The 23,738-nt window shown below is 46.3% G+C and carries 26 protein-coding genes and 3 pseudogenes; 3 read left to right on the forward strand and 26 right to left on the reverse strand.

What is annotated here, in order from left to right; translation table 11 throughout:
- Positions 1-62: 62 nt before the first annotated feature.
- From BQ1619_RS05925 to rpsP, 6 genes are all read right to left on the reverse strand, one after another.
- Entirely contained in the window at positions 63-1,022 is a 960-nt protein-coding gene (locus BQ1619_RS05925) for a CobD/CbiB family protein (protein WP_114662808.1), read from the reverse strand.
- Complete coding sequence (locus BQ1619_RS05930; protein WP_114663542.1) at positions 1,019-1,756, reverse strand: CoA pyrophosphatase; 738 nt, start codon at positions 1,754-1,756, stop codon at positions 1,019-1,021. The genes BQ1619_RS05925 and BQ1619_RS05930 overlap by 4 nt, the downstream gene beginning before the upstream one ends.
- Positions 1,757-1,818: 62 nt before the next feature.
- The gene (rplS, locus tag BQ1619_RS05935; protein WP_114663544.1) at positions 1,819-2,211 is read right to left on the reverse strand and encodes a 50S ribosomal protein L19; all 393 of its coding nucleotides are present in this window, start codon (positions 2,209-2,211) and stop codon (positions 1,819-1,821) included.
- Between the two features lie 111 nt (positions 2,212-2,322).
- Positions 2,323-3,069, reverse strand: a complete 747-nt coding sequence (trmD, locus tag BQ1619_RS05940; protein WP_114662810.1) for a tRNA (guanosine(37)-N1)-methyltransferase TrmD — start codon at positions 3,067-3,069, stop codon at positions 2,323-2,325.
- Positions 3,070-3,095: 26 nt separating this feature from the next.
- Positions 3,096-3,662: a ribosome maturation factor RimM gene (rimM, locus tag BQ1619_RS05945; protein ID WP_114662812.1), complete on the reverse strand. Its 567-nt coding sequence runs from the start codon at positions 3,660-3,662 to the stop codon at positions 3,096-3,098.
- A 91-nt stretch (positions 3,663-3,753) separates the two neighbouring features.
- A complete protein-coding gene (rpsP, locus tag BQ1619_RS05950) occupies positions 3,754-3,999 on the reverse strand; it encodes a 30S ribosomal protein S16 (RefSeq protein ID WP_114662814.1) in 246 nt (81 codons plus the stop codon).
- A 310-nt stretch (positions 4,000-4,309) separates the two neighbouring features.
- On the opposite strand from rpsP, the gene BQ1619_RS05955 reads away from it, so the two are divergent.
- Together BQ1619_RS05955 and BQ1619_RS05960 are read left to right on the forward strand one after the other, a co-directional pair.
- On the forward strand, positions 4,310-4,753 hold the full coding sequence (locus tag BQ1619_RS05955; protein WP_231968553.1) for an META domain-containing protein: 444 nt from the start codon (positions 4,310-4,312) through the stop codon (positions 4,751-4,753).
- Positions 4,754-4,758: 5 nt separating this feature from the next.
- Positions 4,759-5,217: a hypothetical protein gene (locus BQ1619_RS05960; protein ID WP_114662818.1), complete on the forward strand. Its 459-nt coding sequence runs from the start codon at positions 4,759-4,761 to the stop codon at positions 5,215-5,217.
- A 37-nt stretch (positions 5,218-5,254) separates the two neighbouring features.
- Here BQ1619_RS05960 and BQ1619_RS05965 read toward each other — a convergent pair.
- From BQ1619_RS05965 to BQ1619_RS05985, 5 genes and pseudogenes are all read right to left on the reverse strand, one after another.
- Positions 5,255-7,040, reverse strand: a pseudogene (locus tag BQ1619_RS05965) (acyl-CoA dehydrogenase).
- A 37-nt stretch (positions 7,041-7,077) separates the two neighbouring features.
- The gene (locus BQ1619_RS05970) at positions 7,078-8,013 is read right to left on the reverse strand and encodes an electron transfer flavoprotein subunit alpha/FixB family protein (protein ID WP_114662820.1); all 936 of its coding nucleotides are present in this window, start codon (positions 8,011-8,013) and stop codon (positions 7,078-7,080) included.
- The gene (locus BQ1619_RS05975; protein WP_114662822.1) at positions 8,014-8,763 is read right to left on the reverse strand and encodes an electron transfer flavoprotein subunit beta/FixA family protein; all 750 of its coding nucleotides are present in this window, start codon (positions 8,761-8,763) and stop codon (positions 8,014-8,016) included. It abuts the gene before it with no gap.
- A gap of 95 nt (positions 8,764-8,858) precedes the next feature.
- Positions 8,859-10,509, reverse strand: a pseudogene (locus tag BQ1619_RS05980) (acyl-CoA synthetase).
- A 39-nt stretch (positions 10,510-10,548) separates the two neighbouring features.
- Positions 10,549-11,465 (reverse strand): annotated as a pseudogene (locus BQ1619_RS05985) (histone deacetylase family protein).
- A gap of 50 nt (positions 11,466-11,515) precedes the next feature.
- Here BQ1619_RS05985 and BQ1619_RS05990 point away from each other — a divergent pair.
- The gene (locus tag BQ1619_RS05990) at positions 11,516-12,820 is read left to right on the forward strand and encodes a lytic murein transglycosylase (RefSeq protein WP_231968554.1); all 1,305 of its coding nucleotides are present in this window, start codon (positions 11,516-11,518) and stop codon (positions 12,818-12,820) included.
- Here the strand turns inward: BQ1619_RS05990 and cysM are convergent.
- From cysM to lapB, 15 genes are all read right to left on the reverse strand, one after another.
- Positions 12,817-13,728, reverse strand: a complete 912-nt coding sequence (gene cysM / locus BQ1619_RS05995; protein WP_114662824.1) for a cysteine synthase CysM — start codon at positions 13,726-13,728, stop codon at positions 12,817-12,819. The two genes, BQ1619_RS05990 and cysM, sit on opposite strands and share 4 nt — an antisense overlap.
- Before the next feature lie 41 nt (positions 13,729-13,769).
- On the reverse strand, positions 13,770-14,195 hold the full coding sequence (locus BQ1619_RS06000) for a ComEA family DNA-binding protein (protein WP_114662826.1): 426 nt from the start codon (positions 14,193-14,195) through the stop codon (positions 13,770-13,772).
- A gap of 124 nt (positions 14,196-14,319) precedes the next feature.
- A complete protein-coding gene (locus tag BQ1619_RS06005) occupies positions 14,320-15,072 on the reverse strand; it encodes a lipase/acyltransferase domain-containing protein (protein WP_114662828.1) in 753 nt (250 codons plus the stop codon).
- A complete protein-coding gene (locus tag BQ1619_RS06010) occupies positions 15,062-15,850 on the reverse strand; it encodes a hypothetical protein (RefSeq protein WP_114662830.1) in 789 nt (262 codons plus the stop codon). The genes BQ1619_RS06005 and BQ1619_RS06010 overlap by 11 nt, the downstream gene beginning before the upstream one ends.
- The gene (locus BQ1619_RS06015) at positions 15,850-16,287 is read right to left on the reverse strand and encodes an alginate lyase family protein (RefSeq protein ID WP_114662832.1); all 438 of its coding nucleotides are present in this window, start codon (positions 16,285-16,287) and stop codon (positions 15,850-15,852) included. Before BQ1619_RS06015 ends, BQ1619_RS06010 begins: the two co-directional genes overlap by 1 nt.
- A gap of 44 nt (positions 16,288-16,331) precedes the next feature.
- Complete coding sequence (locus BQ1619_RS06020) at positions 16,332-16,589, reverse strand: CHAT domain-containing protein (protein WP_114662834.1); 258 nt, start codon at positions 16,587-16,589, stop codon at positions 16,332-16,334.
- Positions 16,505-16,819 (reverse strand): hypothetical protein, encoded by a 315-nt coding sequence (locus BQ1619_RS08710; protein ID WP_231968660.1) that lies wholly within the window; start codon positions 16,817-16,819, stop codon positions 16,505-16,507. Before BQ1619_RS08710 ends, BQ1619_RS06020 begins: the two co-directional genes overlap by 85 nt.
- 32 nt (positions 16,820-16,851) lie before the next feature.
- Positions 16,852-17,304, reverse strand: coding sequence for a hypothetical protein (locus BQ1619_RS06025; RefSeq protein ID WP_114662836.1), 453 nt, complete (start codon positions 17,302-17,304; stop codon positions 16,852-16,854).
- A 63-nt stretch (positions 17,305-17,367) separates the two neighbouring features.
- Positions 17,368-17,538: a hypothetical protein gene (locus BQ1619_RS08715; RefSeq protein ID WP_162784613.1), complete on the reverse strand. Its 171-nt coding sequence runs from the start codon at positions 17,536-17,538 to the stop codon at positions 17,368-17,370.
- Between the two features lie 56 nt (positions 17,539-17,594).
- Positions 17,595-18,086, reverse strand: coding sequence for a hypothetical protein (locus BQ1619_RS06030; RefSeq protein WP_231968555.1), 492 nt, complete (start codon positions 18,084-18,086; stop codon positions 17,595-17,597).
- Positions 18,087-18,172: 86 nt separating this feature from the next.
- Positions 18,173-19,012, reverse strand: a complete 840-nt coding sequence (locus BQ1619_RS06035) for a hypothetical protein (RefSeq protein WP_114662840.1) — start codon at positions 19,010-19,012, stop codon at positions 18,173-18,175.
- Positions 19,013-19,097: 85 nt separating this feature from the next.
- On the reverse strand, positions 19,098-20,141 hold the full coding sequence (gene rfaD, locus BQ1619_RS06040; RefSeq protein ID WP_114662842.1) for an ADP-glyceromanno-heptose 6-epimerase: 1,044 nt from the start codon (positions 20,139-20,141) through the stop codon (positions 19,098-19,100).
- Positions 20,138-21,067 carry a D-glycero-beta-D-manno-heptose-7-phosphate kinase gene (gene rfaE1, locus BQ1619_RS06045; RefSeq protein ID WP_114662844.1) on the reverse strand — a complete coding sequence of 310 codons (930 nt, stop codon included), beginning with the start codon at positions 21,065-21,067 and terminating at the stop codon, positions 20,138-20,140. Before rfaE1 ends, rfaD begins: the two co-directional genes overlap by 4 nt.
- A gap of 40 nt (positions 21,068-21,107) precedes the next feature.
- The gene (locus BQ1619_RS06050; protein WP_114662846.1) at positions 21,108-22,472 is read right to left on the reverse strand and encodes a UDP-glucose dehydrogenase family protein; all 1,365 of its coding nucleotides are present in this window, start codon (positions 22,470-22,472) and stop codon (positions 21,108-21,110) included.
- A gap of 30 nt (positions 22,473-22,502) precedes the next feature.
- On the reverse strand, positions 22,503-23,714 hold the full coding sequence (lapB, locus tag BQ1619_RS06055) for a lipopolysaccharide assembly protein LapB (protein WP_114662848.1): 1,212 nt from the start codon (positions 23,712-23,714) through the stop codon (positions 22,503-22,505).
- Positions 23,715-23,738 lie beyond the last annotated feature (24 nt).

Here is a 23,738-nt window from a genome sequence, read left to right on the forward strand (position 1 = left end):
ACTGGCGCTATTTAGACAACTGCGTTCTGATTCGAAAACAGCGGATATTCAAATACAGGGAATTAGCCAAGCCAAAGAGCGATGGTCAGCATTAGCAACAAAGCCATCCAAGCGATAACTAGGCGCCACACCAACCCTACTGCAGAACGCATCGTACGCTCAGTAGGCTCAAGACCCACCTCATACACCAAAGGTTCACCAGCCTCTGCCATATGTAAGGCCTCATCGCTATCAGGCTCGCTCAACGGCTCACCTAAACGTACACCTAGCGCACCACTGCCGGCAGCCAAAATGACCGCAGACAATGAGTCGGCCCATTTTTGCGTGAGATAACGCCATGCATATACAGCTCCCTCAAAATTACCCACAATGGCAAAGCCCATGGCGGTAATGCGTGATGGAATCCAATCCAGTACGTAGAAGAAATGACGAGCCGCTTCACTCAAGTTGTAGTCACCGCGCTCAGACCAACGCTGAGCTGCAATATCCGCCAAACGATAGAGCGCGACACCAGCAGGACCCATAGGCATCATGAACCAGAACAGGACACCAAATACATGGCGGTGCGAACCAATAATCGCACGCTCAAGCGCTAATGAAATCACTTCAGTCTCCGACAGATTGGTGGTATCCAACTCTGGGCCATACCATTCACCAAGTGCGGCACGGGCCGCAGACAGAACATGCGCTTCAATCGCTTCATGAACCAAGGTAAACGAGTGACTAAATTGGCGAAAGCCAAAAAACAAATACGCAATCACTATGTTCCACAAGAACCCTAGAATGGGGTAAGTCACCATACAAGTGACATACACGATGAATACCAAAAGGGTTGGTAATATAAATGCCACCAAGCAAGCCATTCGCGCACCGACTGGACTTGCACCCTCTTTAGTCTTGCCACCAAATTCCGCGGCGACCCAATCCAACCAGCGGGCACTTAAACGTGCGATCAAATGGTTTGAGGTTACTGGGCGATATTGCTCAGCAATGAGGGCGAAGAGAATAGAGAAGAAAGTCATACTTTTAATAAATGATAAAGGTTACGCAACATACCCGCTGTAGCACCCCAAATAAAGCGGTTTTCATAAGGCATGGAATAAAAACGGCAACCACCTTGTTCGCTTTGCCACAGTCTAACCTGATGGTTAGCGGGATCCAACAAAAAATGGAGTGGCACTTCAAATACATCCGCCACCTCAAAGGCATCCAAGGCATATTCTGCCTGAGGCTGCACCAATCCGACAACTGGCGTAACGCTATAACCGGAAACGGTGAGGTATTCAGGGAGATTGCCAATAATCTCAACCAGCTTAGGGTCCAAACCAACTTCCTCCCAACTTTCCCGCAATGCAGTATCTTCTGGAGACAAATCTTCTGGATCCATTCGGCCACCCGGAAAACTAATCTGCCCAGCATGGTCCCGCAAATGGTTGGTTCGCTGCGTCAGCAATACTGAAAGCCCAGCCTGTTTTAATAACAACGGTATCAGCACTGCTGCACGCGTCACCTTTCCGGCGGCCTGACGCTTGGCAATAATATCCGTCGCAATCACGTGACGATTCTCATCCGTAATCTCGGGCTCCCACGGAGGTGGGTTTTGTAAGCGTTCTTTTAATGCCTGTGGATCTAAAAACTTTGGGGATACCTTTTGATCATGAGTGCAAACCTGATGCACTGGAATCGCTTGTGCATCAAACCCAGGAGGCGCAGCAACATCGAGCGCGTCTTCTCCTGGCTTCGGGGTCTTATGCATAGTCATATTCTAAGGCAGCAAAAAAGGCGACCGAGGCCGCCTTTGATGTGAGCAGCAAATAATTACTCTGCAGCTGTAGTAGCCACTTTGTTACGTGCTTGCAACTTTTCTTTAATACGTGCTGACTTACCAGAACGATCGCGCAAGTAGTACAACTTAGCACGACGCACATCACCGCGACGCTTCACTCCAACGCTAGCAATCAATGGTGAGTGGGTCTGAAAAGTACGCTCAACGCCTTCGCCAGAAGAAATCTTACGCACGATAAAGCTGGAATTGAGTCCGCGATTACGCTTAGCAATCACAACGCCTTCAAAGGCTTGGGTACGCTTACGGGTACCTTCAACAACGTTTACGCTAACAATTACTGTGTCACCAGGCGCAAAGCTTGGCAATGTTTTGTTAGCACTTAAGCGAGCAATTTCTTCTTGCTCAATTTTTGCAATTAAATTCATTTTTAAATCCTTAAACATCGTATTAGCGTTTTATCCCGTGGCATCAATCCACGGACCTAACAGAGGATGCAGTTAAAACTCTTTCACTAAACCAAAAACAAAACGACTTATTCACAAAGAGCGAAGAAATTGTTCATCTTCTCGGGTTAGCAACCCATTGGCCCTGGCCGATTCAATTAAATCTGGCCGTAACCTTAGCGTCAGCTCTAAAGACTTCTGCCGACGCCAATCTGCCATTTTAGCGTGATGTCCACCCAAAAGCACGTCCGGCACCGATAAATTTTCGTAAACCTCAGGCCTGGTGTAGTGCGGATAGTCCAAAAGACCGTTCATAAAGCTATCCTGGGCGGCCGACTCCCCATCCCCCAAAGCCCCCGGAATTAGCCTAATAACGGCATCCATGATGGCCATAGCAGGGATTTCACCCCCTGAAAGCACGAAATCCCCAATCGATATCTGCATATCGACGTTTCGTTCGACAAAGCGTTGGTCTATTGCCTCATATCGACCACAAACAAAGGTTAAATTTCCCAATTTCAGGATATCCGAAGCTATTTTTTGGGAAAAACGCTCACCTTGGGGGGATAACAAACAAACGGGGCCAGACTCAATTCCAGCATCCCGATGGGCGGCCTTAATGCCTGCAACAGTATCGTCAAGGGGCTTTGCCATCATCACCATGCCAGGACCGCCGCCATAAGCACGATCATCCACCGTCTTGCGCGAATCCCGACAAAAATCTCGCGGATTCCACAATTGAACACTGGCCAAAGATTGCTCGCAAGCGCGACCCGTCACACCCCATTGGGTGAGTGCAGAGAACATCTCTGGAAAAAGGGTGACGACGTCAAAGCGCATATTGATACTCAGTCATGAATGGTGGTTTATTGCCAATCCAATTGCCAATCAAGCGTAATCGTTTTATTAGGTAAGTCAACGCCCTGCACAACCTCTTTTACTAAGGGCACTAAATACTGAATATTTTTTATAGTGGCGTTACCGATCGCAATCACACCATGCGCGCCATTTTCAGTCACGTCCAACACTTCACCGAGAGTTTCGCCTTGCAGATTGACTGCTTGACAGCCTATAAGATCGACCCAGTAATAGGCATCTTTTTCTACGCTCGGAAAAACGTCTCGCGCCATCAAAATACGTGCGCCTTTTAATGCTAACGCTTGATCTCGATCGGTCACACCTTCAAGTGCAACCACTACATTACCGCTGTGCATCTTAGCGCTCATCACTTGGTATTGCCTTAGCGATGCCTGCTCAACAGGCACAGATACACCAGCCTCCCGACGAGGGATAGGCGATAGCCAAACGGTTTTAGAAGAAAGAAGTGCTACAGGGTCTGTTGAGTGAGGCCTTACCTTCACTTGCCCTCGCAAACCTTGCGCCTCAGAGATGGCGCCAAGTTCAATTAAATCATTTAGAGACGGTGTGCTCATTTATAAGACACCATGATTCCCCAATCGAACTGCAAATTCATTTTGAAACTTGAAGTATCAACATACCGGCGATACTTCAAGCAACAGAATATTAAGCAGCTGGATTGTTCTTAATTAAACAAACAACAGTCGGAGATACTTGCGCACCAACACCAGTCCAGTAAGTCAAACGATCTTGAGCAATACGCATAGCTTGCTCTTTTTCTGCTGCTTGTGGATTGAAGTAACCAATCCGCTCGATAAAGTTCGAGTCGCGACGGTTGCGCTTATCAGCAGCAACGATGCTGTAAAAAGGGCGCTTCTTGGAGCCACCACGTGCTAGTCGAATGACGACCATACTTATTCCTTAAATCTAAAAATGAAAACCGGTTAATTACAACCCAATGAAATTTCGATAAAAATCTTGGGCTTCAGCTCACCAACAAAATGTACGGTAAAGCAGAAAACCTCATATTCTAGACGAAAACCCCTACTTCTTCCACCTATTTAGCCGTCGAAGCCAGTAGAATGAATGTGCTTCTATTTAAAATAATTTATATAAATCAACAACTTAAGATAATATGGTCGGCCAAATACCGAGTTTCCGGGCGCCTAGAGGCTCTCAAAATCGCCTTTTCAGAACATTGACCTGCCTTGGGCTGGGCCTTTTGACTGCCTGCGCCAATGTCACCCCCCCTTGCAGCGCCAAAATTAGTCCTCCAAGCGCAGAGCTGCGCAATACCAAATGGGAACTAACCCGCTGGAATCTGCCCCCACACTCCATAGGTGAAGTGCGAACCCGTCAAATCCCTCAGGGAGAAGCAAGCAATCCGATTTACATCAGCTTTGATGCCAACGGACAACGGGTCAGTGGCTCTACTGGGTGCAATCGCTTTACTGCTGAGCTGGACGAGGACTCTCGTGGATTTAGTCTGAGCAAAATTGCCAGCACCAAACTGGCGTGCTCCCCGCAGCGCATGGAACTCGAAAATGATTTTTTGTATGAACTCAATGACTATCGCAGCATTGTTCGCAATGGCGATCAACTACTAATGATCGGCACCGATCGCGAAGTGCTTAGCTTTAGTCAACGCCCAATTGGTAATAAATAATTTTTATGAAACATTTTGTTAAAAAATCCAAACTATTGTTTTGTGCCTTAGGTTTATTTTTTCCCGGTACCGGTCTGAATTGTTTTTATTTGCAAGGCATCAAATCATTTTGGGGCTGGGCACAATTTTTCGCGTTATTCGGTGGCTTTGTAGGTTGGGGTCTACTCAAAGACGCGCATTTTCAATCCGGACCTGGCTGGGTGTTAATGACCTTTGGCTTTATTGCACTTGAGGCCAGTTGGCTTACTACGATTGCTTTTGGCTTGCGTCCCGATGACAGGTGGGATGCGCAATTTAATCCTGGTATTGCAGATGCGGAACGCAGTCAATCTGGCTGGCTCGTCGTGCTGACAGTGATCTTTGCATTGGTTTTGGGTGCTGGAGTCATGATGACCTTTCTGGCCGTTGCGTTTGAGCAATTTTTTATTTCGCAACTCAAAGAAGCGAGAAAGCTATCCCAATAATGCGGATAGCCTTCAGCAGATTGCTGCAAATAGCGTCTTAGAAGTGTTCTACCTCTAACGCATTCGTAGAGTGACCGCCCTCAACTATGGATGTTGCCAATGTTTGTGCTTGTGGCAATAAGTTTTCAGCATAGAAATGTGCTGTTGCAATCTTGGTATTGTAGAAAGTTGGATCGCTATCACGCAAGCGCTCAGCCGCCAAAAGACCACGCGCCATTTGCAGCCACCCAAGACTAAACCCGATAAACGTAGGTATGCAAAGCTACCAGCATAGACCGCCTTCGCATCTGACTTTGCGTTAGCAAGGACGTAGGCAACCGCCTCATCAAATGCTGCACGCCCTGCAATCAACTGCTTCAGAACGGCTTTGGCAACGGCGCTACCACTTGCCGAAAGCGCTTTTTCAGTATCCGCAATTTGTTGTGACAATACTTTTGCAGTCGCACCACCATCGCGCACTGTTTTTCTTCCAACCAAATCGTTTGCCTGAATCGCTGTAGTGCCTTCATAGATCGTCAAAATTCGCGCATCATGGTAGTGCTGGGCTGCACCAGTTTCTTCGATAAAGCTCATACCACCATGAACTTGCACCCCGAGACTGGCCACCTCAATCGACATCTCGGTCGAAAAGCCTTTTACGATCGGCACTAAGAATTCGTAAACTGCTTGATTCGCTTTACGCACAGACTCGTCAGAAGCGGCATGCTGCGCATCATAAGCAGCGGCAGCGTAATACGCCAAAACACGAGAAGCTTCAACATAAGCACACATGGTCATCAACATGCGCTTCACATCAGGCTGATGAATAATTGCCACAGGACCAGGATATCCCGCTAAATCACGACTTTGTACGCGATCTTTAGCGTATTGCACTGCCTTTTGATAGGCGCGCTCTACAACCGCAATACCTTGCATGCCCACTGCAAAACGTGCGGCATTCATCATGACAAACATGTATTCCAGGCCACGGTTCTCTTCACCAACTAAATAGCCGATTGCGCCACCATGATCGCCAAATTGGAGAACCGCCGTTGGGCTTGCCTTGATGCCCAGCTTATGTTCAATCGATACGCAATGCACATCATTGCGCTCACCTAATGAGCCGTCTGCATTCACTAAAAACTTTGGCACCACAAATAAGGAAATCCCTTTTACGCCCTCAGGAACGTCTGGTGTTCTAGCTAAGACCAAATGAATAATATTCTTGGCCATATTGTGCTCACCATAGGTGATAAAGATCTTGGTGCCAAAATTTTGTACGTACCGTCACCTTCTGGTACCGCACGCGATCTAACCATGGATAAATCTGAGCCGACTTGGGGCTCAGTCAAATTCATAGTGCCCGTCCATTCACCCGAAATCATCTTCGGTATATATTGCTCCTAGAGTTCTGGGCTTGCTGCAGTCAATAGAGCCTCAATGGCCCCATCAGTCAACAAAGGACATAAAGCAAACGACAAATTGGCAGAGTTCACCATTTCTAGACAAGCGGTCGAAATCAACTTTGGTAAACCTTGGCCACCGAACTCTGCTGGATGAATAACGCCTTGCCAACCCGCTTGAGCATATTGCTCAAATGCATCTTTAAAACCTGGCGTGGTAGTGACAACACCATCTTTTAGAGAGCTTGGGTGTTGGTCGCCAGTCCAATTAAGGGGCGCGATGACATCTTGATTAAATTTCGCCGACTCTTCCAAGATGGCTGGAGCCAAATCAACATCAGCACCTGCTTCTGCATACGCTGGATAGGCCACGACATCAGCTAGCCCCGCCAGTTCATTCATCACAAACAACATGTCTTTAACGGGGGCTACATATGGCATACAACTCCTGAAAATTTAAATCAAAGGAAGAATGAAATTACGATAATGCTTTAGTTAACTCCGGGACTGCCGTAAACAAGTCGGCTACTAAACCATAATCCGCTACACCAAAGATCGGTGATTCAGGATCTTTATTAATCGCAACGATTACTTTAGAGTCCTTCATGCCGGCTAAATGCTGAATCGCACCCGAGATACCAACCGCTACATACAGTTGTGGCGCCACAATCTTGCCGGTTTGACCCACTTGATAATCATTTGGTACATAACCAGCGTCCACTGCAGCACGAGATGCGCCCAAGGCAGCACCCAACTTATCAGCCAATGGAACAACAAGCTCTTGATACTTCTCACCGGATCCTAAGCCACGACCGCCTGAGACAATAATCTTGGCGCTAGTTAACTCTGGGCGATCCGATTTCGTAAGCTCGCGCCCAACAAAGGAGGATTGCGCTTGACTATCAGCAGCAGTACCTTTCTCAACTGAGGCAGAGCCACCCGTACTAGCGACCGGATCAAATCCTGTCATACGCACGGTAATGACTTTGATGGGATCGCTGGACTGCACTGTCGCAATGGCATTGCCAGCATAGATGGGACGCTCAAAAGTATCGCTTGATACCACTTTTGTAATATCAGATAACTGGGCAACATCCAACTTGGCAGCAACGCGAGGTAAGACGTTTTTACCGCTCGCAGTTGCAGGAGCAAGGATGTGGCTATAGCCATTGGCAATGGATAAAATCTGCGCTGCCAGAGGCTCTGCTAGTTGATCTGCTAATGCAGGAGCATCAATCTGGATAACTTTACGTACGCCAGCAATTTGAGCGGCGGCCGCTGCAGCAGCATCTGCGCCACCACCTGAGACTAATACATCCACTTCAGTAGCACATTGCAAAGCGGCAGCAACCGCATTTAAGGTGGCCGCTTTTAAGGATTGGTTATCGTGTTCAGCAATTACTAGAGCAGCCATTTAAATCACCTTCGCTTCATTTTTGAGTTTTTCAACAAGAGCAGCTACATCAGCAACCATGACTCCGGCACAGCGCTTCGGCGGCTCTTCTACTTTGATGGTTTTTAAGCGTGGGGTGATATCAATGCCTAAGCTATCTGGGGTAACTGTGTCGATTGTCTTCTTCTTCGCCTTCATAATATTGGGCAAGGTGACATAGCGTGGCTCATTCAAGCGTAAGTCCGTAGTAATGACTGCAGGCAATGAAAGCGCAATGGTTTCTAAACCACCATCAACCTCACGAGTCACGATCGCGTTACCGTCAGCAACCACTACTTTTGAAGCAAATGTTGCTTGCGGAATATCCATCAAACTCGCGAGCATTTGACCCGTTTGATTGCTGTCGTCATCAATCGCTTGTTTACCCAAAATAACCATTTGCGCCTGCTCTTCTTCCGAGAGCGCTTTCAGAATCTTTGCCACTGCCAAAGGTTGCAACTCAGCGTCTGTCTCAACCAAAATTGCACGATCAGCACCAATTGCTAAAGCGGTACGAAGGGTTTCTTGACACTGGGTTACGCCAACAGAAACAGCAACCACTTCTGTTGCAACTCCGGCCTCTTTCAGGCGTACCGCCTCTTCAACGGCGATCTCATCAAACGGGTTCATGCTCATTTTGACGTTGGCTATGTCCACGCCAGAGTTGTCTGATTTCACTCGAACTTTAACGTTGTAATCAACAACGCGTTTTACAGCTACTAAGATTTTCATGCGCAATTCTCAATAATGATTAAAACGTTACAAAAGGTGAACTTGCCACCATTAAACAGTGATCCGCCTACTTTATCTGCCCCATCCATTGACTTCTAGACGTCTATCGCAGAGGCAGATCCAGCTTGCTTGCGAAGCTCAAACTTCTGAATTTTTCCCGTCGAAGTCTTCGGCAGTTCACAACATACAATCGCCTTAGGCACCTTAAATCCTGCCAAGTGTTGCTTGCAATGGGCAATGATGCGCTGGCGTCACTTCCATACCAGGCTTAATTTCCAGGAAGGCGCAAGGGGTTTCTCCCCACTTTAGATCGGGTTTAGCCACGACCGCAGCCGCAATCACTGCTGGGTGGCGATAGAGAACATCCTCCACCTCAACCGACGAAATGTTTTCACCACCAGAAATAATGATGTCCTTACTGCGATCCTTCATCTTCACATAGCCATCAGGGTTCATCACCGCCAGGTCGCCCGAATGGAACCAGCCACCCTCAAAGGCTTCTTTGGTTGCTTTCTCATTTTTGAGATAGCCCTTCATCGCAATATTGCCCTTGAGCATAATCTCGCGCATGGTTTCTTCATCGGCGGGAACGGGTTTCATAGTTTCAGGATCCAATACCGCGATCGCTTGTTGCATGTGATAACGAACACCTTGACGCGCATTTAAACGTGCTCGCTCGCTAATATCCACATCATTCCACTCATCTTGCTTCACGCATACCGCGGCAGGTCCATACACTTCAGTCAAGCCATATACGTGTGTGAGATCAAAGCCTAGCTTCTCCATACTTTCAATAATTGAGGCAGGAGGCGCAGCCCCAGCAATTAAGCCCTTCACGCCAGCAGGCACACCCACCTTAAGCTCATCTGGGGCATTGACAAGAAGGTTGTGCACAATCGGGGCCGCACAATAGTCTGTAACGCCATGCTCTTTAATGGCCGCAAAGATATGCTGCGCATCCACACGTCGTAGGCACACATTGATACCAGCGCGAGCTGCAATCGTCCAAGGGAAACACCGGCCATTGCAATGGAACACGGGGAGTATCCATAGATACACGGGGTGCTTATTGATATCCCAGTCAAGGACATTTGAGACAGCATTAATGGCCGCGCCCCGATGGTGGTACACCACCCCCTTTGGATTGCCTGTGGTGCCCGAGATGTAGTTCAAGCAAATTGCTTGCCACTCATCAGCCGGAACCTGCCACGCAAACTGCGAGTCTCCTTCTGCGAGGAATTGCTCATACGTTACCTTGCCCAGCCTTTCACCAGGAACGTCATACTCTTTTTCTTCGACATCGATGACGAGAAACTCCCTGCCACTCTCTTTTTTCGCAAGCTCGAGAGCTTTTTTCATGACTGCTGAAAACTCAGGATCGACGATCACGACTTTTGCTTCACCATGATTGAGCATGAATGCAATGGACTCTGCATCCAAGCGAGTATTCAAGGCATTTAGGACTGCCCCGGCCATCGGAATACCAAAATGCGCCTCTACCATCGGCGGCGTATTTGGCAACATCACCGCAACGGTATCCCCCAAGCCAACGCCATGCTTTTGCAACGCACTTGCCAACTGACGACAACGATCATAGGTTTGTGACCAAGTTTGACGTAACTTGCCATGAATGACCGCAACTTTATTTGGATAGATTTGCGCAGAGCGCTCCAAAAATAATAAGGGGGTTATTGGAGTGAAGTTCGCTGGATTGCGATCTAAACCTTGTTCATAAATATTTGTCATCGTTTACTTTCTCTATCAGTCTAACTTTTACTCTGTGATTTAAATATCGGCCAGCGCTTTCACGTGAGCGACAACGCTACGACCCAATGCCGATAAGTTGTGACCACCTTCCAAACAGCTCACGATTCGATCATTTGCGTATTCATGCGCGATCTCTTTTAACCGCTTTGTCATCCATACATAATCATCTTCGACAAGACCCATTTGACCCAAATCATCTTCACGATGTGCACCATAGCCAGCCGAAATTATGATGAGCTGTGGCTCAAAGTTGCGAAGTGCTGGTAACCACTTCTCTTCCACTACTGATCGGACGACATCGCCTCGAGTGGCAGCAGGCAGTGGAACATTGACCATATTATTGGCGGGATCAAGGCCGCTATAGGGATAAAACGGATGCTGAAAAATGCTGCACACCAAGACACTAGGGTCATTAAAAAATGCTGCTTCAGTACCATTGCCATGGTGCACGTCAAAATCAATAATCGCTACGCGCTCAATTCCATAGGTTTCCATGGCATAACGTGCTGCGATAGCCACATTGTCAAACAGACAAAATCCCATTGAGCGAGTTGGCTCTGCATGATGGCCTGGCGGCCTTACAGCACAAAATACGTTCTCCACTCCACCATTCATCACTGCATCTACCCCTGCGATCGTTGCACCAGCCGCTCTCAATGCTGCTTGCCAGATATGCGGGTTCATAATAGTGTCCCCATCTAACAGTAACCACTTTGGGGTGCCTGCTCCTTAACGAAAGCAATATGATCAGGGCTATGAACCAGCTCCAACTGGTCTTCACTCGCTAAAGGGGCATCGAGATGATGGAGGAAGCGATCAATTCCACTTCGAATCATTTGATCATTGATCGCCTGAATACGCTCGGGGCACTCAGGATGATGACTACCCATCTCATGCTTCAGAAAGTCTGCATGCGTTATGTATCCTGTTGTCATTAGTTGCTATCCTTAATAGCAAATCGATCTTTTTTATAATCCAATGAATTGTGTTTAATACTGATCCATTTCGACCCTTGCGCATGAACATTCGCGTCTCCTACTTATTTCTGCTGATCGCTTTGTGCGCATGTACTACCGCTCCTATTCAACAAAATACCACTCAACAATCCATCGTAAACCAAGCCGATGATGCGGTTACAGAAGCACGTTATAGCCAAATCTTGAGCGCGTTACTGAACCAAGTTTCCCAATCCCAAGAAATCCCTCTCCAAAGCCTTGAAAATGGCTTTTCTGATGCTAAAACGATTCCCTCTATACGCAAATTGGTATTACCCCCATCGGGTACATTCAAGAAAAACTGGCTGGCCTACCGTAAGCGCTTCATTGAGCCAGTGCGCCTGAAAGCAGGCAGGGCGTTTTGGGATGAAAACCAGGCCTTTTTAGCCAAAGTCGAGCAAGACTCAGGGGTGCCCGCAGAGATCATTGTGGCCATTATTGGCATTGAGACGATTTACGGTCGTCAAACAGGCTCATTTCGGGTAAAGGATGTTTTATCCACCCTTGCCTTTAGCTATCCTGACACCCCAAACAAGACTGCTAGAGAGCAGCTTTTTAAAGACCAACTTCAAGAACTCATTCTGATGTGCTGGACCGAGGCTGGAGGAAAATTACCTGGGCAAAATAGCGGCCAAGGAGTCAATGCCACCCGCTTCAATAGTTGCCTCAACCAAAACAGCTCTTATGCAGGCGCAATCGGGTTGCCCCAGTTTATGCCCAGCAGCATTCGTAGTTTTGCAGTCGATGGCGACGGGGATGGGCGCATTGATTTAAAACAAAGTCCAAAAGATGCTATTACCAGTGTTGCCAACTTTATGAAAAAGCATGGCTGGCAAGCTGGGATGCCGATTTCGTTTCCTGTGCAAGAAAGTGCTATCGCTGCCGCTAAGCAATTAGCGGATGGTGAGCCTCAACTCAAATATACCGTTATCGAACTCATTGAAAAAGGAATTTTGCTGCCACAACAAGGGGATTTACAACGGGGTGGCGTAGAACATCAAAGCAAAGCCCTGATTGTGGATCTCCCCTATCCAGATAAAGATGGAAACGATCAAGCGCAGTACTTTGTGGGCTTGAATAACTTTCTAACTATTGTGCAATACAACCGGAGCTACTTCTATGCTCAGAGTGTTGCGGAATTTGCTGAAGCGCTTGGATATAAAAATCAAAGCATAGTTCCAACCACTTCATCGATAAAAGCGGCAGATCAAAAAATGGTGCCGATAAATCCAACACAAAGTCTACCAAGAAAGCTGGGTCTAAGAAAAAACCCAAGACCACTTAAGCCAGCTTAGGCTGGAAAAACCCCAGTAGAAAGATAGCGATCACCACGATCACAAACAATAAAAACGATCGTAGCATTTTCAACTTGACGGGCAATACGCAGAGCGACAACCAGCGCCCCACCTGCAGAAATGCCACAAAAGACGCCTTCTTCTACAGCCAAACGTCTAGCCATATCTTCGGCATCTGCTTGTGTGACATATTCAATGCGATCAACACGATCACCCTGATAAATCTTAGGCAAATACTCCGGCGCCCACTTACGAATACCCGGAATTTGAGAGCCCTCTTCAGGTTGAGCCCCAATAATCTGAATCGCAGGATTCATGGATTTGAGATAGGTTGATACACCAGTAATCGTTCCTGTAGTCCCCATCGCCGAAACAAAATGAGTAACTTGTCCATTTGTATCACGCCAAATCTCAGGGCCCGTTGTTTCAATATGCGCCCTGGGATTATCGGGATTGGCAAATTGATCTAGCAAGCGGGCACGGCCTTCACGCTGAAGTTGCAAGGCATAATCTCTTGCAAACTCCATCCCCCCAGAGGCAGCCGTCAGAATGAGTTCTGCACCATAAGCCGCCATACTTTGGCGCCGCTCAATACTTTGATTTTCTGGCATTACTAAGACCATCTTGTACCCCAACATTGCAGCCGTCATTGCTAATGCAATGCCAGTATTACCACTTGTTGCCTCGATGAGGGTATCGCCAGGTTTAATTTCTCCGCGCTCTTGTGCGCGCAGAATCATCGACAGCGCAGGTCGGTCTTTAACCGACCCGGCTGGATTATTACCTTCTAACTTACCTAGAATTACGTTGTTACGCTTCTCGTTTTCTAAACCAGGAATACGTTGCAATCGCACCAACGGTGTGTTGCCAACAGTCTGCGAGATTGTTAGGTAAGAGGGTTTGCTCATAGCCCCATTTTAGCCACAAGCGGACCTAAACTCTGAAGGGCTTAATTTCGGCGATGTGGCGTTGAACGCTCTATTTGATGGCGATTACCAGTCTGATGACGCGAATTGCTTCTACCAGAAGCCCCGCCGTCCTTTTTGGTCCGACCGTTGGGCTCCCGAAATGAACTTAGTGCCTCAATGGTTAATCCGTTGTCTACCATTTTTTCTACGGACCGCATACCAATGCCGCGGACCCGCTTCTGTAAATCATTAGCATCTTGAAAGTGTCCTCCATCCGCACGCTCAGCAATAATTGTTCTCGTTTTTGATGGGCCAATACCCTTAATGCTCTCTAACTCTGATTGCGTTGCTGTATTGACATTTACTGGTGATGCACTTGCTATGCCTAAAGATGAAATTGCCAATATAGCCGAGACCAATGCTGATTTTATAAAACCCAAGTCTTTGAAATGAAAACGATTCGTCATATATTCTCCGAAGTAAATAAAAAATCCAGGACCAAAGATGGACGTGGATCGATTACAACGAGATATAAGCGAAATGGTTGACTAAATTTTTTGCACTACAACTAAAGTAGTATTGACTGACGCTTCAGTTACTCAGAATAAATTCCGCAGCCCGTTTGATCAGCTCAGGCTCTGTTTGATTGAAGCCATGATAGGCAAAGGAGTCGCAAACATTTCCCTCGCTAGCGCCTCCTTCGATGATTTCCAACTTAGAAACGAACTCTTTTGGTCTTCCTTCAAGAATTCGTCGAGTTGCCGATAATGACGTTCCAGCACAAGCATCTTCCAAATGATGAATACCAGGAACTGGTAAGTTAACTCTCTCATCCAAAGACGCAGGCTGAATGGTTCCAGCGATAATAATTCCCGAAAGTAGCTTGGATGAGATATTTAGCTGACTAGCAAAATACGTAGCAGTGGAGGTACCCATGCTGTGCCCAAAAATCCAAACAGGTAAATTAGTTTTGTTTTTGTAGTATTGAACTACTTCACCAACGCGGCTCAAATGATCTTTTCGCTCCCTTAGGTTGCCTCTTCGCAAATCTCCCAAATCGTATGGAGTATCCACCAACACTGCATCAATTTGGTATTGCGCCCAGAGGTTCATTGAGCGCACGAAAGTATGGCGATTTTTGGTACCTCCATCCTCTTGAAGGCGGAGAAGTCCACCACCACCGGGAAATAACAGAACTAATGCCTTAAGATTTTGCGCAGAAATCAATAGAGTCCGAGTAGGCGGGTCTTGGTGATGTGCAATATCAAAGACTTGACCATGAGCATTGAAACTAATCTGACAAAGAAAAACTATCAGATAAATCTTCAAAAGATTAACTGCCAATGATTCCCTTTAATCCAGTATAGATTGATACAGCTGTAGTGCCTAGCGCTACTACTGTGCCGCCATATTCTTGAAGTGTTTTCATCAAGCCATGAACATTTTTAATGGATGCCCCACCGTCTTTCAGATTCAGCGAAGCCAGTGTTAAGACTGAATTTACTAGACCTTCTCGTCTAATCCTCTTCTTGCTAGCATATGCAACGCCTCCAAGAAACATGCCCGTCAAAAAACTAAAAGCAATACTTGCCGAATATTCCAATACCTCTTTCCATTCGAATAAGTTTTGTGGCCATACGGGCGAACGATCAACCATGCTTGTAATCCAGCTCATACCAATGACAGATGCAATCGCCAAAAAAGCAACGCCGATAAACCATGGCAGAAGCTTGTGCGAGTGGCTTTTAAACAAGTAATAGGCAAAAGGCAATGGCACAACCATCGAAACTAGCCTCAGATAAATCATTTTCGTGTCATATACAACCGTGATTAGCCAGTGCGCTAACAACAACAAACATAAAGGTACGAGGATATAGAGAGCAATATCACGAGCCCAACTTAGCATTGATCGCTTAGCTAATTTCGAATTTTGCTCTTCGAGGATATGCTCGAGTTCAGCTATACGAAATTCATAAGCCTCAGTACTTGGAATCGCAGCAAGCTTAGCTTCTAGCTCGGCCACTTTCATCATCATGGGTTTAAAAAGGTATAGATCGCGACTGCACGTTTTACAGACGTGAGCCTCTTCAGAAACCTCAGAGAGACAGTAAGGACAATTCATTACTTATTCACTACCAAATTCAATACTAAATTTGTCTCGCGACCCTCAGAGTCTTTCACAGTCACGCGTATCGTATGAGTTCCTGGAGGTACATCTGCTTTAGCGAAATCAATGCCATTTGCAGAAATTGCGTTTTTCAATCTCGGCGTTAGATCCACAAAAGGGGATTTCATATAAACCACCTTCACTGAATTCGGATCAATTTTGGCATCCCCACGTGGCTCGAAATTAATCTTGAAATCAAATGGGGCGGTTACAGGGGTATCTGCCTCAGGGGATGCGAGTTTAATTGCTGGTCCACGTGAAATACCGCGCGTAGCCAAAGTGCCAGCAGCTGGCGGAAGTGCCGCCTCTTTAGCGCTAATCAACGGCGCAGAAATAGCCAATTGAGAGGCCGTCAGCACTAGTGAAGCAAGAATTACTTTCGTAAATTTCATAAAAACTTTTAAATAATTAAATGACTCAACGGATAGATCTTAAATCAATCGCCAACCACTACGAACGGAGTCCAAAACAAAGGGTGGGCATAGGCATATTTCATGTTACCGCCCTCTTTCATGCCGCCTTGATCAATTTGATTCAGCATAGCCTGACGTAATAGCTCGGCCTTACTAGCGCCCTGTGCCTTTTGTTGATTTTTAAATAAATCTGTCATTAGGGTTTGGGATGCCACAGAATCAACAGGCCAATTTGATACCAACAAAGCCTTAGCGCCGGCGAAGAAGAAGGCTCTGCCCAATCACAATACCGCCTACGATCCCGAGCCTTCACCGGCAGCTGAGCTGTATTGCATGCGGATAAAACTACCCAATCTGCATCAAGCTTTAAGGTAATGACTTTATCAGAAGGTATTTGAGCAACAACAATATCTCTGGTTAACCAAGGCACAGTTTTGTATCCACTAAATGGTGTTGCTCCACCTTTTACAGGTTGCGCAGTTGGCTTTGTTACCAATAAAGAAAGAGGCAATTGACCAAGCTCGGCATGCGGCACTGTGAGCATCACCTTTTACCAACGAAGGCACTTTGAACGGGAGCCAGTATTTGTTGATATAACTGGTTTGCCAAGGCGACATCAAATGGCGGAATCTCATCAATCGTTGCAACTCCAGGATCTAATGATTTACGTAGCTGGGTAACCTCTTTTGATACTTGGTTACGCCCTATCGATAATTGCGCAAATTGAACTGGCTTATCCTTTGCGATTGCCCACACATACCAGACGCTATCAGCAAAGTACCAAGACACCAAAACTTCATCAGGCTTGAGGGCTTTTTGAGTACGCTCAACAGAAGCTGGTTTTGGCTCGACTAACTCCGCATAATCAGGAAATTTCCGTTCAATTTCTTTCTTAAGATCCTCACGCTGTGATTTGAACCCCGCAATATCCGTGCGAATCTTCGCCTGCAGAGCCGGCAACTGTTGATCGGGGGGCGCAGATAACAAGCCAGTCAAAAGCTCAGAAAGTGTATTAATACGCTGCTGAAGATCTTGCTCACGACGGGCAAGATTTGCTAATTAAGGATCTGTAATATTTGCTCGCGCTGCACTGGCCGTTAGAGCGCGTTGCACACCACTACCACGAGCTAAATCTGCCATCTGAAATGCCTCAGCCGCTGCAGAACCTCCAGGATCAGATTTAGCTTGCTGCGCTAATGAAGCCAAATACTCCTCCAAAACAAATGTCATTCGCTGGGTTTGGCGTATTGTTGTTGTTGCATTCTCAGAATCATTTCGAGTCTGATCTACAAGATCAGGGACTGCCTGCTTGAATTCAACCAATGCTTGGGATCCCTGCCCAGAGGCTTGCAAGGCAGATGCATTGAATGCTCGTATGGTTGCGAGGCTGGTCGAATTCTTTTCCATTCGTGCACCGCCTTCGTGAGCATTTCAGAAGTCATCGAGACTGCTTGAGGCGCTTTTCCGGTCTTGATTAATGCAATAGCCCAATCTAAATCACCTGTTTGATAGCGAGAGGCGATCTCCGGATCAGCTTTAAGGTCTTCAATCATTTCACTGAAAACCTTATCAGCTTGGGCATATTTTCTATCTGCCGTTAAGGCAGTGCCCAAAGACTTTCTTGCTGCGGCAATTAAATGTGGGGCGGAGTAATTGGTTGATTGTTGTGCAACCTTGAGAGTTGCCTGGGCCAATAATACGGCCTCTGCCTGCCTCCCTTGTTCACTAATAATTTTAGATAAGGCTAATAATCCAAAACATGTTGCTGCTGAATTCACCCCTTCTCGATTAATAGCCAATACAATTGATTCTCTTGCCCAATATTCAGCATCTATTAAACGACGCTGCCCAAGGTATGCATTTGCTAACTCATTATATAAAGCAGCTCTTTGACTAAAAGCGTACCTTGGAGTGCTTGCAATATCCTAACTTCATTATCTAGCGCATCTTTACCACTATCTTTAACGTTATCGAGAATGATTTGATTTAAACCGAGTGCAGTCCGAAAACTTCTCTCCGCCTCAATAAATTTACCCTCTGACATAAAAATTTTGCCACGGGCACGTTCATAGCCTAATTGCCAGTTAGTGCAGTAGATGTAGTTTGGATTTTTCGCAACACTCAGCAGGTTCGAGTAATCAGATTCAAGTGTATTTAAAGCTTTATTTGCACAATCGAAATCCCCCATACGAAGACATATATTCACGATGGTTTGTCCGCTGCTAATTCTCCACCCAGCAAGTTGATTGGGAACCATCGCCTTTGTATCTTCCGCGATTTTTTTTGCAAGAACTAAATTGCCCCTCAATGCTTCGTGTTGAACATAATGCATTCTCTCGTCAATTTGCATAGCAATATCACTGCTTGGGTAATCTAATGCCGTTTTTTTATAGTTCTCTAAAGCTTCTTTACTATTTTCTAGAGCATTTTCAGCAACAGCTCTTTGGTAGTAATAGTGATTAAGAATATTAGTATCGTTTGTTGAAGGTTTTGACTTGGCTAGAACTTTTTTTGCTTTCTCAATAAGCGCCTGGTCTTGTCGAGTTTGGTTCAAAATTTGAAGAATATCTTTTACATCACGCGGAGGTGCTTTTATATTCTCGACATCTATCACGTCCTTCGTCGGCGCGGCGATTGAAAGATGGCAAACAAAAATTACGCTGAAGCACATCAAGAAAGCACGAATCAGGGGAAGCTTGCGCATAGGAAACTCCTAGTTATAAGCAACATGGTAGTTCATAACAGCAAGTAGCGACATCTAGGCAGAAGTACCTAGACTTTAGGGGTGCTTAAAAAGCGGTTTTAAGGCTAGGTTGCAAAGGGTTTGCTAAAAAACCAGAATTTGCCTCAAGCCACTCGATGTAACGACCCACGCCTTGCTCCACATTCAGGAAGGGTTCTGTATACCCTGCGGCGCGGAGCTTAGTCAGGTCTGCTTGAGTGAAGCATTGATACTTGCCTTTGAGAGCATCCGGAAATGGAATGTACTCAATGGCCTTTTCTTTGACTAACTCTTGTAGTGTTGCTGGTTGTGCTTTATCTAGTTTACGCATAGCGTTTGCCACCGCATACGCTACATCATTAAAGGGCTGTGCACGACCAGTACCTAAATTAAAGATGCCGCTGATTTCAGGATGATCCAAAAAGAATAGATTAACCTTTACGACATCCTCTACAGATACAAAATCACGACTCTGCTCGCCAGGAGCATAACCACTGTACTCACCAAATAATTTGACGTGACCATTAGCTTTGTATTGATGGTATTGGTGAAACGCTACCGACGCCATGCGACCTTTATGTGACTCGCGCGGACCGTAAACATTGAAGTAACGGAAACCAACGACTTGTGCAGAATTTGCATTCTCAGCAAAACGCTTACGCATTACTTGATCAAATAAAAACTTTGAATAGCCATAGATATTTAGTGGCTTCTCGTGTTCACGATTCTCAACAAATACATCAGAGCCGCCATAGGTGGCAGCAGATGATGCATATAGGAGCTGTACTTTTTGCGCGGTACAGATATCGAGCAAATCCATGGTATAGCGATAGTTGTTCGCCATCATGAAAATGCCGTCTGATTCCATGGTGTCAGAACACGCACCCTCGTGAAACACCGCTTTTACCTTACCGAATCGGCCACTTCTAAACGCTTCTAGAAATTCGTCTTTATCAAGGTAATCAATGATGTCAAGATCAGCTAAATTGCGATACTTATCTGCTGGTCGTAAGTCGTCTACAGCGATTACGTTTTTCTCACCGCGAGCATTTAGCGCTTGAACAATATTGGCGCCAATAAAACCGGCAGCCCCGGTTACGATAATAGTCACTGTAGTTCCTCAGAAGTAACGGTAGCAGTACCCAATTTACCAACCACAATACCACCAGCACGATTGGCCAATGCCATCGCCTTTTCTAAAGGCCATCCCGATGCTAGCGCAACTGCCAAAGTGGCAATCACAGTATCACCAGCACCTGATACATCAAAGACCTCTCTAGCTTGCGCTTTCACATGGCTTACACCTGCATCGGTATATAAACTCATACCCTCTTCAGAGCGAGTTAATAACAATGCTTGTAGATTTAGGGACTTTCTCAGGGCTTGGGCTCTACTAGTGAGATCATTTTCACTTGTCCATTGCCCAATAACCTGGCGAAGCTCGCTACGATTTGGAGTGAGGACCGTTGCCCCACGATACTTCTCATAATCTTCGCCTTTAGGATCAACCAAAATCATCTTGTTTTGCGCCTTGGCCTGCTCAATCATATGGGCGACCTGACCCAATGCACCTTTACCGTAGTCCGACAGAATCACGACATCGGCAGAGCCTACTAATTTTTCAAAACGCTCTAACTTATGGGCTAGCGCTTTTTCACTAGGGGTCTCTTCAAAATCCAAGCGAATGAGTTGCTGCTGACGCGCAATCACACGCAATTTCACAATCGTAGGTACGTCTGCATCAATCTCTAATTGGCTATCAACGCCACCGGATTTGAGCAGATCAATCACTCGTTGGCCCGGCTCATCTTTACCCACAATAGCCAAAATAGTGGTTTGGGCTCCTAGGGCAGCTACGTTACGGGCAACGTTTGCAGCCGCTCCCAATCGCTCATTAATCTTGCCCACTTGCACCACAGGAACAGGCGCTTCTGGAGAGATGCGATGTGTATCGCCAAACCAATAACGATCGAGCATCACATCACCCACTACCAGTAAGCGGGCTTTAGAGAACTGTTCGCGATTGGCTTTTTCCATGTGGATACTTTACGATATTCGTTGGAGTTTACGGAATTATTTAATTATGTCTGCCAATACCGTGATATTCAATACCCAACTCTTCCATAGCTTGTGGCTCATAAAGATTACGGCCATCAAAGATAATCGGGCGAGTGAGTTTTTGTAATACAGCATCAAAATCTGGACTACGGAAAGCCTTCCATTCAGTCACAATCACCAAAGCATCACAACCGTTCAAAGCATCCATAGGATTATCGACCATGGATACATTTTTTAGGCCCGCAGGATTGCCCTTGGAATCGATATCCAAGCAGTGCTTCGCTTCTAGCATCGCTACTGGATCATGGGCAACGACTTGAGCGCCCCGTTTTACAAGTTCTTGAATGATGACGCGACTCGGCGCTTCACGCATATCATCGGTATTCGGCTTAAATGCTAGGCCCCAAAGAGCAAACTTCATGTTTGAGAGATCTTTGCCGAAGCGTTTTTCAATCTTTTCAACCAATACATATTTTTGTATTTCGTTAACCGCCTCTACTGCATCCAAAATTTTGAGATCACGGCCATGCTCTTTAGCCGTTTTCGATAAAGCGGAAACATCTTTTGGAAAACATGATCCGCCATATCCTGTACCCGGGTATAAAAAACCAAATCCAATGCGCGAATCTGAGCCAATGCCTTGACGAACTGCCTCAATATCTGCGCCAACTAGATCTGCTAGATTAGCTAATTCATTCATAAATGAAATACGGGTTGCCAACATCGCATTAGCGGCATATTTCGTAAGTTCTGCACTTTTTACATCCATGTAATAAGTGCGCTCATGATGGCGATTAAATGGCGCGTAGAGTTTACGCATCTGCTCCTTAGCACGTAGGCCAGCAGGATTATTTTCTGTGCCAATCACAATGCGATCTGGACGCATAAAGTCCTCTACAGCAGCGCCCTCTTTAAGAAACTCTGGGTTTGAAACTACAGAACAAAGCTCAGATGAAAGACCACGCTTTTCCAATTCTTCCGCGATCGCTGCTGAAACTTTGTCTGCCGTGCCAACTGGCACTGTCGATTTATCCACAATGACCTTAGCTGTTGTCATATGGCGTCCAATATTACGAGCTGCGGCAACAACATACTGTAAGTCCGCAGAACCATCCTCGTCAGGAGGAGTGCCTACCGCGATAAATTGAATATCGCCATGCGCGACAGAAGCAGCAATATCAGTAGAGAACTGTAAACGTCCAGCTGCGCGATTACGCTCAATCATTTCTTTGAGGCCTGGCTCATAAATTGGCACGCCACCTGAATTAAGAATCTCAATCTTCTTTGGATCCAAATCCAAACAAAAAACATTGTTACCCTGCTCAGCCAGGCAGGCGCCTGTCACCAATCCAACATAACCACTTCCGATAATCGTAACTTTCAATGGATTTCCTAAATAATCAAATTTCTAAAATTACATTGAGGGGCCGCCTGGGGCCAGACCCTCTGATCGTCTTGGGGAGTATGCCTCCCAATTATTACAACCTGGACACTGCCAATAGAATCGGCGGGCGCGGAAACCGCAGTTGCCACAGGTATAGCGAGCCAAACTAGTTGTTCGCTGACGCAAAAGGTGCAGAATAGATTGCAGCTCGGCCAATCTCTCAGGGTTGGCGGTACCCTCTTCAAGAGCCAAACGCGTCTCCGCTAATTTTGAAAGGGCGCTTAGACTTGGAGAGTATTGCATTACCTCCGACAGCATCACATTAGCAGCTTGAGGGCCACAAATTTTCATCACTTGCTTGTGTACGATATCTAATAATTCGCCAGAAGCTTGGGTCTTTAATAAATCACAGAGTCGATCAAGACCTTCGCTCTCTTTACCCAATTCTGAGTGAGCCAACATCCATCGATCCGCGAGTAAATGCATATAGGCGGGATGTGATGTCGCCACCAAGTTCCAGGCTTCAATAGCCTGCGCTGGACGCTCAACCGCTACCAAATAATCACCCCGCAAGATTAAGGCTCGCACATGATTAGGAACCGCTTGTAATGCACGAGCAATGGATTGCTCTGCACTTCCCAGTTCTTTGCGACGCAATGCATCCTGACCCAATTCACAATAAAACTGAGCGATTTCCGTCTGATGTGACTTCCCCTGCAGACCTTCAAGCTCTGTTGCAGCAATGATGGCCTTTTGCCAGTCACGTTCCACCTGATACATTTCCAGCAAACTCTCTTTTGCTGGAATGGCATATTTGCCATCACCAACCCGATTTAAGGAAGCTTCCGCACGATCCAATAAACCTGCGCGCAAGAAGTCACGGCCTAATTCATATGCGGCATGATCGCGATCACGCGGTTTTAAATCATCACGATTCGCTAAATGCTGATGCACTCTGATTGCACGCTCCGTTTCGCCGCGTCGACGAAATAAATTTCCTAGAGAAAAATGAAGCTCAACCGTTTCTGGATCAAGTTGAGCAATCCTGACAAGCGTTTCAATCGCTTGATCGGGTTGCTCATTTAACAACAGACTTAAACCTTTGAAAGTAGAGCGTTGCTGACGCATACGCTCGCGCTCATCCATACGATTTTCAAGACGTAAATCCCAGCGCGCAGCCAACCAACCAATCCCAAACATAACTGGGAGAAGGAGCAACCATGAGGTAGCTATCTGAATCATTGCGCCCAGACTCTAAATAAAAAA

Origin of the sequence: Polynucleobacter necessarius, from assembly GCF_900095195.1 — a bacterium.
GTDB lineage: Bacteria > Pseudomonadota > Gammaproteobacteria > Burkholderiales > Burkholderiaceae > Polynucleobacter > Polynucleobacter necessarius_G.